Genomic DNA, 14,352 nt, shown 5'->3' with positions numbered 1-14,352 from the left:
ATCATGATGATGGCAACAATCAGCAGAATCGGGATAATGACAAAAACAACAAATCCCATAAAAGCAGTCCCCAGAGAAAATAATTATTTTAAAAACTGAATCAGGTCAGTTTGCAGCTTTTCCAGTTCTACTAATTTAAACGTTCTCAGATGTCCACGCAATGCAGAAATATCCTGGATATTTTGCTTGCGTTCAGGCGCATTAAAAATGTCATGTGGCCCTAAATAGCACAGCACACGTTGTTGGGGATGAAAAATAAGATCGCCTTCACGGTATTGGAAAAATTGACTTAATCGGAGCACAAAACCCGGGCTGAGCTGTTTGGCCATTTGCATGGGATCTGTGCCATAAAATTTTAAACGCTGATTGGTGCGTATATCACTGCTGTGCCAAGGATGGCGATAAGGTGAGGGGAATGGACGTCTTGATGTGCTAATGGCAAGCCCTTGCACAGAGACATCAAAGACAAATGCACCCCACAAATTTTTGTGTTGTTCAATGAGTTTGACGGTATTGCCATTTTTGTCGATGGTTTTAATTTCATCTACATAGTGGTATTCAAAAAGCAAGACTTGGTGTTCTTGTCCATTTTCATCTAACCATGTGGTGCTGGCATAACGTGAGATGTCATTGCGTAATGAGCCACGTTCAAACACAGGAAAAAGGCGTTTTAAATTGCCAATAAATTGCCGAGGATTAAGTGGCATTGAAATATGCTGTGGCTGTTGTTGAAAGTGGAGATGATATTTATGCGTCAGCACACGTTCTTCTAAATATTCAATCACATCATTGATGGAGCGCTCTTGCTCATAAATCAGATAGGCCCAAAATAACATGCCAAAACCCAAGGCAAAATTGCATTGCAGCCAGAAATTGTGCGGTGCAATGATAAGGCTGAATACTTGCATCAAGCCAAAGAGTGCCAAGAACCACGGCAGGGTGTTTTCAAACTTTAGAGAAATTGAACCTTGCCATGGATGCAAGCCATTAAGAATGTCCTGATGGCTTTTGGCATCACTCGATAAGTGCCACAGCCGATCGATATTTTTAAACACCACTTCATTTTTCTTACGACGAATATGAATGGAGCGTTGCACTGCATCGATCGGCATAGATGGGTCCTGTAATTATTTGGTCTGATCAATCAGCATGGCATCACCATAGCTGAAGAAGCGGTATTTGCTTTCTACGGCATACTTATAGGCATTTAGAATATTGTCACGATTTGACAACGCTGAGACCAGCATCAGTAGGGTAGATTCAGGCAAATGGAAGTTGGTAATCAAACGATCAACCACTTTAAACTCATAACCTGGATAGATGAAGATTTGGGTATCACCAGTCCAGCCTTTCAGCTCACCACCATTGGCCTGTGCCGCACTTTCAGTCGCGCGAGTCGCTGTTGTGCCGACAGTAATGACTTTATTGCCACGTTCTTTGGTGGCTTTGATCAGTGCCATGGATGCATCAGAGACCTGACACCATTCGCTGTGCATGATGTGATTTTCAATATTGTCGGTACGAACCGGCAAGAACGTACCTGCACCCACATGCAGGGTCACAAACGTTTTTTGAATGCCTTTTTCTTCGAGTTTTTTCAGCAAGTCTTCATCGAAGTGCAAGGAAGCTGTCGGTGCAGCCACACTGGCTAATTTTGTTGGGTCATTGAAAACCGTCTGATAGCGTAAAGTATCAATCTCTTCCGCTTCACGGTTGAAATAAGGTGGAATAGGCAGGGCGCCGTATTGATCCAGGACATCTAAAATCGGCTGGGAGAATTCCACAACAAACAGATTCTCATGACGGCCTTGAACAGTCACTTTAACGGCATCCGGGCCAATAAACACTTCAGCACCGGCTTTCGGTGTATTGCTGGCTTTAATGTGACAGTGCGCGATGAACTGATCCATCATGCGTTCAACCAGAACTTCAACTGCACCACCTGAAGCACGTTTACCTTTCAGGCGGGCTTTCATCACCTTGGTATCGTTCAGAACCAGCAAATCACCTTCATTCAATAAATCCAGAATGTCGGTAAATTGGTGGTCATGGTATTGACCTTCAGCATCGAGGTGTAAAAGGCGAGAAGCACTACGTTGTTCAAGCGGATAGCGAGCAATCAGCTCATCTGGGAGATCAAAGCTAAAATCAGAAAGTTGCATGACAAGTTACGGTAATAAAAACTGGGCGTAGTATAAACTTTTTTCCTTTTTAAGGAGGAAATTGCAGCTTTATAGATCAAAAAAATGAGTTTTGTTTTAAAATTAAACAAATGCAGAGAATCTGCGTTGACATCTGATTGAAACCGAGTAATATACCTTTCATCCACTCCCGAGGTGGTGAAATTGGTAGACGCGGTGGACTCAAAATCCACTGTCAGCGATGACGTGTCGGTTCGAGTCCGACCCTCGGGACCAAAATTCTAAAGAGCCCTAAGCATATTCAGTCTTGGGGTTTTTTATTGCCTGATATTTAATTTAACTATTTTAATTCCTTTAATTTCAGTAACTAAAGTGTTGAATGAATTCTTTGCTATAAAAAAATCCCTCTAAATTTAGAGGGATTTTTTTATAGCAAAGAATTCATTCAACACTTTAGTTACTGAAATTAAAGGAATTAAAATAGTTAAATTAAATATCAGGCAATAAAAAACCCCAAGACTGAATATGCTTAGGGCTCTTTAGAATTTTGGTCCCGAGGGTCGGACTCGAACCGACACGTCATCGCTGACAGTGGATTTTGAGTCCACCGCGTCTACCAATTTCACCACCTCGGGAGTGGATGAAAGGTATATTACTCGGTTTCAATCAGATGTCAACGCAGATTCTCTGCATTTGTTTAATTTTAAAACAAAACTCATTTTTTTGATCTATAAAGCTGCAATTTCCTCCTTAAAAAGGAAAAAAGTTTATACTACGCCCAGTTTTTATTACCGTAACTTGTCATGCAACTTTCTGATTTTAGCTTTGATCTCCCAGATGAGCTGATTGCTCGCTATCCGCTTGAACAACGTAGTGCTTCTCGCCTTTTACACCTCGATGCTGAAGGTCAATACCATGACCACCAATTTACCGACATTCTGGATTTATTGAATGAAGGTGATTTGCTGGTTCTGAACGATACCAAGGTGATGAAAGCCCGCCTGAAAGGTAAACGTGCTTCAGGTGGTGCAGTTGAAGTTCTGGTTGAACGCATGATGGATCAGTTCATCGCGCACTGTCACATTAAAGCCAGCAATACACCGAAAGCCGGTGCTGAAGTGTTTATTGGCCCGGATGCCGTTAAAGTGACTGTTCAAGGCCGTCATGAGAATCTGTTTGTTGTGGAATTCTCCCAGCCGATTTTAGATGTCCTGGATCAATACGGCGCCCTGCCTATTCCACCTTATTTCAACCGTGAAGCGGAAGAGATTGATACTTTACGCTATCAGACGGTTTTCAATGACCCAACAAAATTAGCCAGTGTGGCTGCACCGACAGCTTCCTTGCACTTCGATGAAGACTTGCTGAAAAAACTCGAAGAAAAAGGCATTCAAAAAACGTTTGTGACCCTGCATGTGGGTGCAGGTACGTTCTTGCCGGTTCGTACCGACAATATTGAAAATCACATCATGCACAGCGAATGGTGTCAGGTCTCTGATGCATCCATGGCACTGATCAAAGCCACCAAAGAACGTGGCAATAAAGTCATTACTGTCGGCACAACAGCGACTCGCGCGACTGAAAGTGCGGCACAGGCCAATGGTGGTGAGCTGAAAGGCTGGACTGGTGATACCCAAATCTTCATCTATCCAGGTTATGAGTTTAAAGTGGTTGATCGTTTGATTACCAACTTCCATTTGCCTGAATCTACCCTACTGATGCTGGTCTCAGCGTTGTCAAATCGTGACAATATTCTAAATGCCTATAAGTATGCCGTAGAAAGCAAATACCGCTTCTTCAGCTATGGTGATGCCATGCTGATTGATCAGACCAAATAATTACAGGACCCATCTATGCCGATCGATGCAGTGCAACGCTCCATTCATATTCGTCGTAAGAAAAATGAAGTGGTGTTTAAAAATATCGATCGGCTGTGGCACTTATCGAGTGATGCCAAAAGCCATCAGGACATTCTTAATGGCTTGCATCCATGGCAAGGTTCAATTTCTCTAAAGTTTGAAAACACCCTGCCGTGGTTCTTGGCACTCTTTGGCTTGATGCAAGTATTCAGCCTTATCATTGCACCGCACAATTTCTGGCTGCAATGCAATTTTGCCTTGGGTTTTGGCATGTTATTTTGGGCCTATCTGATTTATGAGCAAGAGCGCTCCATCAATGATGTGATTGAATATTTAGAAGAACGTGTGCTGACGCATAAATATCATCTCCACTTTCAACAACAGCCACAGCATATTTCAATGCCACTTAATCCTCGGCAATTTATTGGCAATTTAAAACGCCTTTTTCCTGTGTTTGAACGTGGCTCATTACGCAATGACATCTCACGTTATGCCAGCACCACATGGTTAGATGAAAATGGACAAGAACACCAAGTCTTGCTTTTTGAATACCACTATGTAGATGAAATTAAAACCATCGACAAAAATGGCAATACCGTCAAACTCATTGAACAACACAAAAATTTGTGGGGTGCATTTGTCTTTGATGTCTCTGTGCAAGGGCTTGCCATTAGCACATCAAGACGTCCATTCCCCTCACCTTATCGCCATCCTTGGCACAGCAGTGATATACGCACCAATCAGCGTTTAAAATTTTATGGCACAGATCCCATGCAAATGGCCAAACAGCTCAGCCCGGGTTTTGTGCTCCGATTAAGTCAATTTTTCCAATACCGTGAAGGCGATCTTATTTTTCATCCCCAACAACGTGTGCTGTGCTATTTAGGGCCACATGACATTTTTAATGCGCCTGAACGCAAGCAAAATATCCAGGATATTTCTGCATTGCGTGGACATCTGAGAACGTTTAAATTAGTAGAACTGGAAAAGCTGCAAACTGACCTGATTCAGTTTTTAAAATAATTATTTTCTCTGGGGACTGCTTTTATGGGATTTGTTGTTTTTGTCATTATCCCGATTCTGCTGATTGTTGCCATCATCATGATCCGTAACAGCATCGTACGTTATCATAATGCCACAATTCGGGCATGGTCTGATGTTGCCAGCTATGAACGGCAGAAACTGAAAATTCTAGATGGCCTGCAACCTTTGGTCGAACAGTATTCCAGTTTCGAAAAAGGCACGCTGGAGAAAGTGACTGAACTGCGTCAGAACATCATGAACCTGAATATTAAAGATGCCGATATTGGGCAATTACAACGGATCGAAAGCCTGAACCGGGAGCTGATGCATAACCTGAATGTGGTGATCGAAAACTACCCTGAATTGAAAGCCAATGAAATTTATCTAAAAATGATGAACGAAATTGAAGAACAGAATGAAAATGTCGGTGCCGCAATCAGTATCTATAATCGTAATGTTGAACTGTTTAATAACCAGATTCAGGTTTTCCCGCATAATATAATCAATAACATGCTGCTACAAAAGAAAGCTGTGCGTCCTTTCCGCGATCAGGCGGTGACCCAAAGTTTTGACTATCGTCCGAATTTTTAAACCCTGACGTATATTTATGCGATGATAAGAAATACCCAACTGCCTTAGCGATGAATCAGGAGATTCCAGCTAAGGCACTTTGCTTCAGAATAAAAATAAAGAATTAAAACTATGCTAGATCATCTCGATACCTTAAAGGAAGTCCTGATCAAGGAGTTTTATCAACTCTATGATCATTATAGTGACGACGGAATATATGCCTGTAGCCTGGTCTTTGACGAGTTTCTGCGAGTGGATTACCTCGCCATATCAACCGAACGCAGTATTTTTAATGATCAGGAAGATCGTGCACAGTATCTGTCTGAAACTGAACGCTGGAATGTAGCGAAATGGCGTTACCGTACCGTCCATAGCTCTAATAACGGTATGACGCAGTTTCGTGCACTGCTGGACAGCTATTTCAAGAACCAGCATAGTTTCGGCAACCCTTTGCTGGAACATAGCAAGACCGATCAGGCCAATACACTGGATGTACTGTTAAAGCTCTTTCAACAGGCACGTGATGCTTTAGAACAGGATTATGGCCTGGACTTAAACCGGATTGTGTTTTTTATCCATATGCCAACACAGCCACAAATAGAATTTCAATCGGCTATTTCTCTAAATCCGGAAAGTCCATTAAGACAACAGTTTCTGTTCAGCAAACAGCCTGCAAATCAACCTGCTATGTCAAAGTCATTTAAGCTAAACCAGAACGACAAAGATCTGCTGATTGATCTGGCGCAGCTGGTCAAGTTAGAAGCTTATGATTATTTACATGTTGCCCATCAGGCCTATTTACTAACGCTGGAACCGCATTTTGTCGATGCCAATCTTTATATCCAGAAACTGATCCAGCATATCGCAGCGATGGCAACTGAGATTGATGGCAATTGTGCCATGACACAAGCGGAAATTCAGGAGCGCATCCGCCAGTTTGAACGTTAGATCGCAAACTTATTCTTCATTTTTCATTCATACAGGCAACATAAATAAACAGCCCGGACTGGATGGAGCGCTGGCGTTTACGGTCAGAATCAAGGAAAATAGCCGGTTTTAGCATTAACAATCAGCGAACTGTTTTTTCGCCTTGATTTGGAACTCCTATGAAGTTTGAAAAATTAGCGCAGTCGGGCCGTGCCCGTCGTGGCCGTTTAACGCTTGAGCATGGCGTGGTTGAAACCCCAATGTTCATGCCGGTGGGGACTTATGGCACGGTAAAAGGCATGTTGCCTCGTGACATTAAAGAAATTAAGTCTCAGGTAATTCTGGGCAATACCTTCCATCTGTACCTGCGTCCAGGTCTGGATGTCATCCGTGAACATGGTGGTCTGCATCAGTTCATGAAATGGAACAACCCGATCCTGACCGATTCTGGTGGTTTCCAGGTTTTTAGCCTCGGTGCGATGCGCAAAATCAAGGAGGAAGGTGTGACCTTCCGCTCGCCGATTGATGGTTCCAAAGTATTCCTGTCTCCTGAAATCTCGATGGACATTCAGCACACCTTGAACTCTGACATCGTGATGATTTTTGACGAATGTACGCCTTATCCGGCAACGCATGAAGAAGCACAGAAATCGCTACAACTGTCTTTACGTTGGGCAAAACGCTGTAAGACTCAACATCACGACGTACTGAAAAACCGCAATGCCCTGTTCGGGATTATTCAAGGCGGTATGTACGAAGATTTGCGTGATGAATCCTTAAAAGGCCTGCTTGAAATCGGCTTTGATGGTTATGCCATTGGTGGTCTGTCTGTTGGTGAACCGAAAGAAGAAATGATCAAGGTGCTGGATTATCTTCCAGAGAAAATGCCGGAAGACAAACCACGTTACCTGATGGGTGTCGGCAAACCGGAAGATATCGTGGAAGCAGTACGCCGTGGTGTCGATATGTTCGACTGCGTAATGCCAACCCGAAATGCACGTAACGGTCATTATTTTGTGACCGGCGGTTTAGTACGTATCCGTAACGCGAAATACCGTCATGACCAAAGTCCGCTAGATCCAGCCTGCGATTGCTACACTTGCCAAAACTTTAGCCGTGCCTACCTGTTTCACCTGGAGAAATGCGGTGAAATGCTAGGTTCTATGCTGGGTACGATTCATAACTTGCGCTATTACCTGCGCCTGACTGAAGCGATGCGCGAAGCTCTGGATCAAGGCACATTCGAGCAATTTGTTGAGGACTTTTATGCCCGCCGTGGCATGCAAGTGCCGCCTTGTCCTGAAGATTAATCTTTCAGTATTTGCGCTAAAGAAAAAGACAAGGTAAATTGCAGAACAAGTCAATTTATTATCATTCAGTTAATTAACCATTTTTAGTTTAGGAAAATGTAAATGAGCCTATTTATTTCGACTGCTCACGCTGCAGGTGAAGCTGCACAACAACCAAGCCTGATGGCGAACCTTTTGATGATTGCGGTATTCGTAGCAATCTTCTATTTCCTGATCTGGCGTCCTCAATCTAAACGTGCCAAAGAGCATCGTGCACTGATTGAAAGTCTGGGGGTTGGCAGCGAAGTGGTATTTGCAGGCGGCTTAATGGGCAGAATCACAAAAATTGAAGGTGACTTTGCTGTGGTTGAACTCAACCGTGGTGTGGAAGTAAAAGTTCAGCGTGCGAGCGTGGTCTCAGTACTTCCTGAAGGCACTTTAAATAACATTTAATCAAAAGAAGTCGTGCTCCCTGCACGACTTTTTAATTTTAAGAAGAAAACAAATGCGTTACCCAGCATGGAAATATGTACTGATCCTGGTTGTCCTGGCGATCAGTACATTATATGCCCTGCCTAGTTTGTATCCAGATGAACCTGCCGTACAGATTTCGGGTGCCAAAGCCGGCACTCAGATCGATGCGGGCATCGTACAAAGAGCAGAGCAATTATTAAAAACTGAAAATATTGCAACTCATGACAACAGCTTCAGCAACAATGCGGCCTTACTTCGTGTTGATTCTAGCGAAGCACAGCTCAAAGCCAAGGAAGCACTGCGTCGCGGCCTGGGCGATGATTATGTTGTAGCATTGAACCTTGCACCAACAACGCCAGAATGGCTGCAAAAAATTGGCGCCAAGCCAATGAAGCTGGGTCTGGATTTGCGTGGTGGTGTTCACTTCCTGCTAGAAGTGGATATGGACAAGGCGATTGCGCAGCGTATGGAAACATCGGCAACTGACCTGCGTCGTCAATTACGTGATAACAATCTGAAATTCAACAGCCTGACCCTCAGCAACAACACCATTACCATGCAGTTTGCCAATAATGATGATCGTTCTGCGGTAATGGACTTTCTGCGCCGTAATGACAATGAGTTCACCCAGCAGGCTGTAGCGACGGCTACCGGATCTACCCTGCGCCTGAACTATACCGATGTGCGTAAGCAGGAAATTGAAAGCTATGCAGTCAACCAGAACTTAACCACACTGCGTAACCGTATTAACGAGCTAGGTGTGGCTGAAGCACTGGTACAAACTCAGGGCAGCAACCGTATTGTGGTTGAACTTCCTGGTGTTCAGGATACTGCTGAGGCAAAACGTGTCCTTGGCCGTACTGCAAACCTCGAGTTCCGTCTGGTCTCAGATCTGAACGATCAATATATTGATCCATATACGGGTCAGGTAACAGGTACATTACCCCCTGGTACTGAAGCATTTGCTTATGAATCTCTGGACAGCGGTCGTCAGTTATTGCTGAACCGTACCCGTATTCTGACGGGTGAACGTGTTCAAAATGCTTCAAGTGGCTTTAGCCAGGACACTGGTGGTGCTGAGGTGAACATTACCCTCGATGCTGCGGGCGGTAAGCTCATGTCGGATGCCACACGTAATGCCGTTGGCAAACGTATGGCTGTACTGTTCATCGAGAACAAGCAGAAGATCAGCTATGTTGAAGATCCTGCAACAGGTCAGCAAACTGAAGTTCGTACGCCATATACCGAATCTGTGGTAATTAACGCGGCAACCATTCAGGCGGTATTGGGCTCTCAGTTCCGTATTACCGGTCTGGATTCTCCACAGGAAGCGTCTGAACTTGCCTTGATGTTACGTGCCGGTGCACTGGCCGCGCCAATGTACTTTGTTGAAGAACGTGTGATTGGTCCAAGTCTGGGGCAGGAAAACATCGATAAAGGTGTATTGTCTACCCAAATCGGCTTTATCTTGGTGGCGATCTGGATGGTCGTGTTCTTCCGTCTGTTTGGTGTGATTGCCAACTTTGCCCTAGTATTTAACCTGGCGATGATCCTGACAGTCATGTCATGGATTGGTGCTTCGCTTACCTTGCCAGGTATTGCCGGTATCGTGATTACCATTGGTATGGCGGTCGATGCCAACGTCCTGATCTGTGAACGAATACGGGAAGAAATGAAATGGGGCGCTTCGCCGAAACAGGCCATTGTCGCCGGTTATGACCGAGCCTATAACACCATTTTCGACTCGAACTTAACTACCTTCCTGGTAGCGTTCATTCTGTTCGCGATTGGTACCGGCCCGATCAAAGGCTTTGCCGTGACCCTGATGATTGGTATTGTCTGCTCGATGTTTACAGCAATTACTGTAACCCGTGCGATTGTACAGATTATCTATGGCAAAAAACGTAACTTGAAAAAGTTGAGCATTTAAGGAGATCACTGATGACTGAGAATACTCAACCTAATTCAAAACAATACGGCCGCCCGGATCACGAACGTGTTATCCCGTTTATGAAAATTGCTTTGCCTGCGGCATTGTTTTCAATTTTATTAACGGTTGCCAGCATCTTCTTTATTGCCACTAAAGGCTTGAACCTGGGTCTGGACTTTACTGGTGGTGTGGCAGCAGAGCTGAACTATACCAATCCGGTTCAGCCAGAATCAGTTACTCAGGCGCTGAGTCAAGCTGGTTTTAATGATGCTGTGGTACAAACCTTAGGGTCAGATCGTGACCTGATGGTGCGTATGCCTGTTCAGGAAGATGTTGAAGCAGAAGACTTGACCAAAGCCATTACCACAGCAGTTCAGCTGCCAGGTAATGCAGCTGAAGTACCAAAAGTTGATGTGGTTGGTGGTCAGGTCGGTAATGAGCTGTACGTGCGTTCTGCAGGTGCGGTTGCCCTTGCCCTGCTGCTGATGCTGGTTTATGTCACCATCCGCTTTGAATTCAAGCTGGCGATTGGTGCAGTACTGTCCTTGTTCCACGATATCGTGGTGACACTGGGTATCTTTGCCATGATGCAATGGCCATTCGACCTAACCGTACTGGCAGCGTTATTGGCGATTATCGGCTTCTCACTCAACGATAACATCGTGGTCTCTGACCGTATTCGTGAAAACTTCCGTAAAATCCGTGGTGCTGAACCATTGGAAATCATCAATATTGCCTTGACTGAAACTTTACGTCGTACCATTCATACCTCTATGACGTTATTGCTGGTAGTCGTAGCCATGATGATCATGGGTGGTGATGGTTTGAAATGGTTCTCGATCGCAATGTTTGTTGGTGTTTTTGTAGGTACCTATTCATCCATCTATATCGGTACAGCCTTTGCTTTATGGCGTGGCCTGAACCGTCAGGATTTCATTGTGCAAGTGAAACCTGAGTTTGAGGAAGAAAACGAAATTCCATAATTTCAGCCTTCTTTTAAAATATGAAAAGCCCATCTACAGATGGGCTTTTTTATCGCCGTTGAATCTGTTCTGGATGCAGGATGGCGATCACTACCTCAGCTTGCTGAACGTCCTGTTTCTGAAAACGAACCTGACGTTTGCCATCCAGACTTTGACATTGTAACTCCTGCTCAGTTTCTCGCTGTAATTCTAAAATTAAACAGAATTTATTGATGAACTGTATGCAAAGCCAATCAGCCGTTTGGGCGGGCCGCTGACGGTCACATAGCAGCCACCAGCCCGGTTTAAGTATAGGCTGATAGGCATCGCTGCTGATTTGCAGAGCATGGTGATTCGCCTGCAATTGAATAGTAGGCTCTATTTCATAATGAACAGCATCCAGAGGCTTTAAGCAAAACAGTTCCTGCTCCACCACCTGCATACTATATAAATGAGGAACCAGAGTATTTTTTACTTGTTCTATCTGAAGCTCTTGCTGATCCAGACTCATGGATTCCAAGCCGAGCTGCTGTTCCAGTTCCCGAGCCGCCTTTTCTCCAATCTGGCGCTTGCTATTCAGTAACTGAGCGACATAAGTCGCAGACAGGCCATAATATTCACAGATCTCTTTGCCTGTTTTAAAGCGCTGATTGGCAATCCATTGATCAATGATCCTGCTCAGATTTTCCCGTCTACGTTCAAATAGTTCTGTCGTACTCATCGCAATTGGGTGACTTCATTTTTATTAAGTGCTACTGAGCACCTTACAATAAAAAGCCCACCAATAAATGGCAGGCTTTTTCTAGACGAATTAATCAGTAGATTTAATTGCCTTGAACCAAACGACGGGCACTAATAATCCCGGGCTGCTGTTCTAATCGAGCCAGCAGTTTGGACAGCTGGGCTAAACCTTTGACTTCAATCAATAGCTTCATATTGGCAATACCATCAGCTTCTGAAATGGTATTTACCTGACGGATATTGATCTGATCAGAGAAGATCACTTGCGTCAGATCTTTGAGCAGGCCACGGCGGTCATAAGCTTCTACTACAATCTGGACACTCTGACCACGGGTTGGCTGCATTTCCCAATCAGCTTCTACGGCACGTTCTGGTTCCTGCGAAATCATACGCACATAATCCGGACACGCCACCTTATGGATGCTTACTCCACGATTGAGCGTGATATAGCCCCCAATCGACTCGCCATGTACAGGCTGACAGCATTGCGCCACATGTAGTTCAACATTGTCTAAGCCATCAATCAGAATACCATGAGCAGACAAAGTATGACTGGCACGTGGATTCAGCGCCGGCTTCAGTACCAGTTCAGGTTCATCCTGATCCAGGTGCATATGGCGATTCACCTGATTGATCAGCGCATGCAGGCTGATATCGCCATTTACGATACCAATCAGAATGTCTTCGCCACTCTTCACATTAAAGTGATTGCAATAGTCACCCAAGTCGATCGATTTCGGGTGAATTGCCAGACGTGAAAGTTCTTTATTCAGAATTTCACGGCCAACTTCCAGATTCTTGCTACGATCCTGCTGACGGAACCAGTGACGTAACTTGTCACGTGCACGTGCAGTCTTGATATAACCAAGCGAGTTCACCAGCCAGTCACGGTTTGGCTCACGGTCTTTTTTGGTCAGAATCTCGACCTGTTCCCCGGTTTTCAGAGTATAAGTCAGCGGCACATAGCGCTGGTTCACTCGTGCGGCATAGCACTTGTTACCCACTTCGGTATGGACATGATAGGCAAAATCCAAGACTGTTGAGCCACGCGGCAATTCTTTAATATCTCCATCGCGGCTAAACACATAGATTTTCTCAAAGCCTTCAAAGTCTTGAATCTGTTCAAAATTCTCAACTTCTGCCTCAGAATCTTTATGTGCACTGGCATCATTACGTTCCTGGTAATGCTCCAATACGGCACGTAAAGAATGCAGGCGATGGTTAAAGGAATGGTCTGTGGTTTTTGCCCCTTCCTTATAGTTAAAGTGTGAACATACACCTAGCTCTGCCTCTTCGTGCATGTGATAGGTACGAATCTGCACTTCAAGCGATTTGTTTTCTGCAATCACGGCAGTATGCAGTGAGCGATAACCATTGGCTTTCGGATTGGTAATATAGTCGTCAAACTGGTGCGGAATATGACGCCAGATCTGATGTACGATACCTAAAGTGTGATAACACTCAGGTACTGAATTTACCAGGACACGTACAGCACGGATATCATAGAGCTGATCGAAGCTCAGATCCTTGCTCTTCATTTTTCGATAAATCGAATAAATGTGTTTGACCCGACCGGTAATTTCGGCCTCAATGCCATGCTCAGCCAGTTCACCACGCAACTTGTCGATTACAAACTGAATATAATGTTCACGCTCCAAGCGCTTTTCATTCAGTAAAGAAGCAATTTCTTTATAACGTTCTGGCGCCAGATAACGGAAAGCCAGATCTTCCAGCTCCCATTTCAACTGGGCAATACCAAGACGATGTGCCAGTGGCGAGTAGATGGTCAGAATTTCGCGTGCAACACGTTCCTGACGGTCTCGAGGTGATTTCGCCAGTTCACGCAATGCATAGGTACGCTCGGCCAACTTGATCAGTACCACACGGACATCTTCGGTGACTGAGATCAGCATCTTGTAAATGCCGGTCAAATGCTCGCGCTGGTTATTGTTGAAATGGTCTTCCAGACGTTTGTTATTTTCAATCAGCTCGGACAGCTTACCCATCGACAGAGTGCCTTTCACCAGGCCATGTACACTCTCACCGAATTTCTCCAGTACGTCTGCAAGCGGTGTGACACCTTCACGTACCGAACGATACAGCATGGCTGCAGACAAGGTATCTTCATCAACATGCAAATGGGCAAGGATATCCGCCATCTCAATACCGGTATAGAAAGTATTGGAGCGATGCTGAACCGTGGTTTCTAACTCATTTTCTAAAGTGAGATGGGCGACTTCTTCGAGCTGTTTTAATGGGGCCCCATCTAATATGCCGCGTACACGATCTAACCATTCGGTCATATCCTGCAGGGCTTGATCGGCATGTTCTACAGTCGCCTCCTGTGACAACTCATTCAGTCGCCCAGGCAGCTGTTCACGTACTGTGACCATACCATTCTCCTACTTTTATATACATCATCTCTTTAATCGTTTA

Annotated in this window: 12 protein-coding genes and 2 tRNA genes; 9 read left to right on the top strand and 5 right to left on the bottom strand. The window is 44.6% G+C overall.

Going from position 1 to position 14,352, the window contains the following annotated elements; genetic code table 11:
- Positions 1-83: 83 nt before the first annotated feature.
- Together HADU_RS07515 and queA (HADU_RS07510) are read right to left on the bottom strand one after the other, a co-directional pair.
- Complete coding sequence (locus HADU_RS07515) at positions 84-1,112, bottom strand: hypothetical protein (RefSeq protein ID WP_005223219.1); 1,029 nt, start codon at positions 1,110-1,112, stop codon at positions 84-86.
- Between the two features lie 15 nt (positions 1,113-1,127).
- Complete coding sequence (queA, locus tag HADU_RS07510; RefSeq protein ID WP_008304947.1) at positions 1,128-2,162, bottom strand: tRNA preQ1(34) S-adenosylmethionine ribosyltransferase-isomerase QueA; 1,035 nt, start codon at positions 2,160-2,162, stop codon at positions 1,128-1,130.
- Between the two features lie 168 nt (positions 2,163-2,330).
- Between queA (HADU_RS07510) and HADU_RS07505 the strand changes: the two genes are divergently transcribed.
- Positions 2,331-2,417 (top strand) — tRNA-Leu (locus HADU_RS07505).
- Positions 2,418-2,689: 272 nt separating this feature from the next.
- Here HADU_RS07505 and HADU_RS07500 read toward each other — a convergent pair.
- A tRNA-Leu gene (locus HADU_RS07500) sits at positions 2,690-2,776 on the bottom strand.
- Positions 2,777-2,944: 168 nt separating this feature from the next.
- Here HADU_RS07500 and queA (HADU_RS07495) point away from each other — a divergent pair.
- From queA (HADU_RS07495) to secF, 8 genes are all read left to right on the top strand, one after another.
- Entirely contained in the window at positions 2,945-3,979 is a 1,035-nt protein-coding gene (gene queA / locus HADU_RS07495; protein ID WP_008304947.1) for a tRNA preQ1(34) S-adenosylmethionine ribosyltransferase-isomerase QueA, read from the top strand.
- A gap of 15 nt (positions 3,980-3,994) precedes the next feature.
- A complete protein-coding gene (locus HADU_RS07490; RefSeq protein WP_005223219.1) occupies positions 3,995-5,023 on the top strand; it encodes a hypothetical protein in 1,029 nt (342 codons plus the stop codon).
- Positions 5,024-5,047: 24 nt separating this feature from the next.
- Entirely contained in the window at positions 5,048-5,614 is a 567-nt protein-coding gene (locus tag HADU_RS07485; protein WP_005223221.1) for a LemA family protein, read from the top strand.
- 111 nt (positions 5,615-5,725) lie between these two features.
- Positions 5,726-6,541, top strand: a complete 816-nt coding sequence (locus HADU_RS07480) for a DUF4303 domain-containing protein (protein WP_008304946.1) — start codon at positions 5,726-5,728, stop codon at positions 6,539-6,541.
- A 158-nt stretch (positions 6,542-6,699) separates the two neighbouring features.
- Positions 6,700-7,830 (top strand): tRNA guanosine(34) transglycosylase Tgt, encoded by a 1,131-nt coding sequence (gene tgt / locus HADU_RS07475; protein ID WP_004816067.1) that lies wholly within the window; start codon positions 6,700-6,702, stop codon positions 7,828-7,830.
- Positions 7,831-7,932: 102 nt separating this feature from the next.
- Positions 7,933-8,262, top strand: a complete 330-nt coding sequence (gene yajC, locus HADU_RS07470) for a preprotein translocase subunit YajC (RefSeq protein ID WP_004816064.1) — start codon at positions 7,933-7,935, stop codon at positions 8,260-8,262.
- A 52-nt stretch (positions 8,263-8,314) separates the two neighbouring features.
- Entirely contained in the window at positions 8,315-10,213 is a 1,899-nt protein-coding gene (gene secD / locus HADU_RS07465; protein ID WP_008304945.1) for a protein translocase subunit SecD, read from the top strand.
- 8 nt (positions 10,214-10,221) lie between these two features.
- The gene (gene secF / locus HADU_RS07460) at positions 10,222-11,196 is read left to right on the top strand and encodes a protein translocase subunit SecF (protein ID WP_171056659.1); all 975 of its coding nucleotides are present in this window, start codon (positions 10,222-10,224) and stop codon (positions 11,194-11,196) included.
- 49 nt (positions 11,197-11,245) lie between these two features.
- Here the strand turns inward: secF and HADU_RS07455 are convergent, their stop codons facing one another.
- Positions 11,246-11,896, bottom strand: coding sequence for a hypothetical protein (locus HADU_RS07455; RefSeq protein WP_008304943.1), 651 nt, complete (start codon positions 11,894-11,896; stop codon positions 11,246-11,248).
- Between the two features lie 103 nt (positions 11,897-11,999).
- Positions 12,000-14,309, bottom strand: coding sequence for a RelA/SpoT family protein (locus HADU_RS07450; RefSeq protein WP_005223232.1), 2,310 nt, complete (start codon positions 14,307-14,309; stop codon positions 12,000-12,002).
- Positions 14,310-14,352 lie beyond the last annotated feature (43 nt).

This window comes from Acinetobacter sp. HA (assembly GCF_000264725.1).
GTDB classification, from domain to species: Bacteria; Pseudomonadota; Gammaproteobacteria; order Pseudomonadales; family Moraxellaceae; genus Acinetobacter; species Acinetobacter schindleri.
The sequence above is the reverse complement of the archived record's forward strand: the minus strand, read 5'-3'. Positions and strand labels throughout refer to the sequence as shown.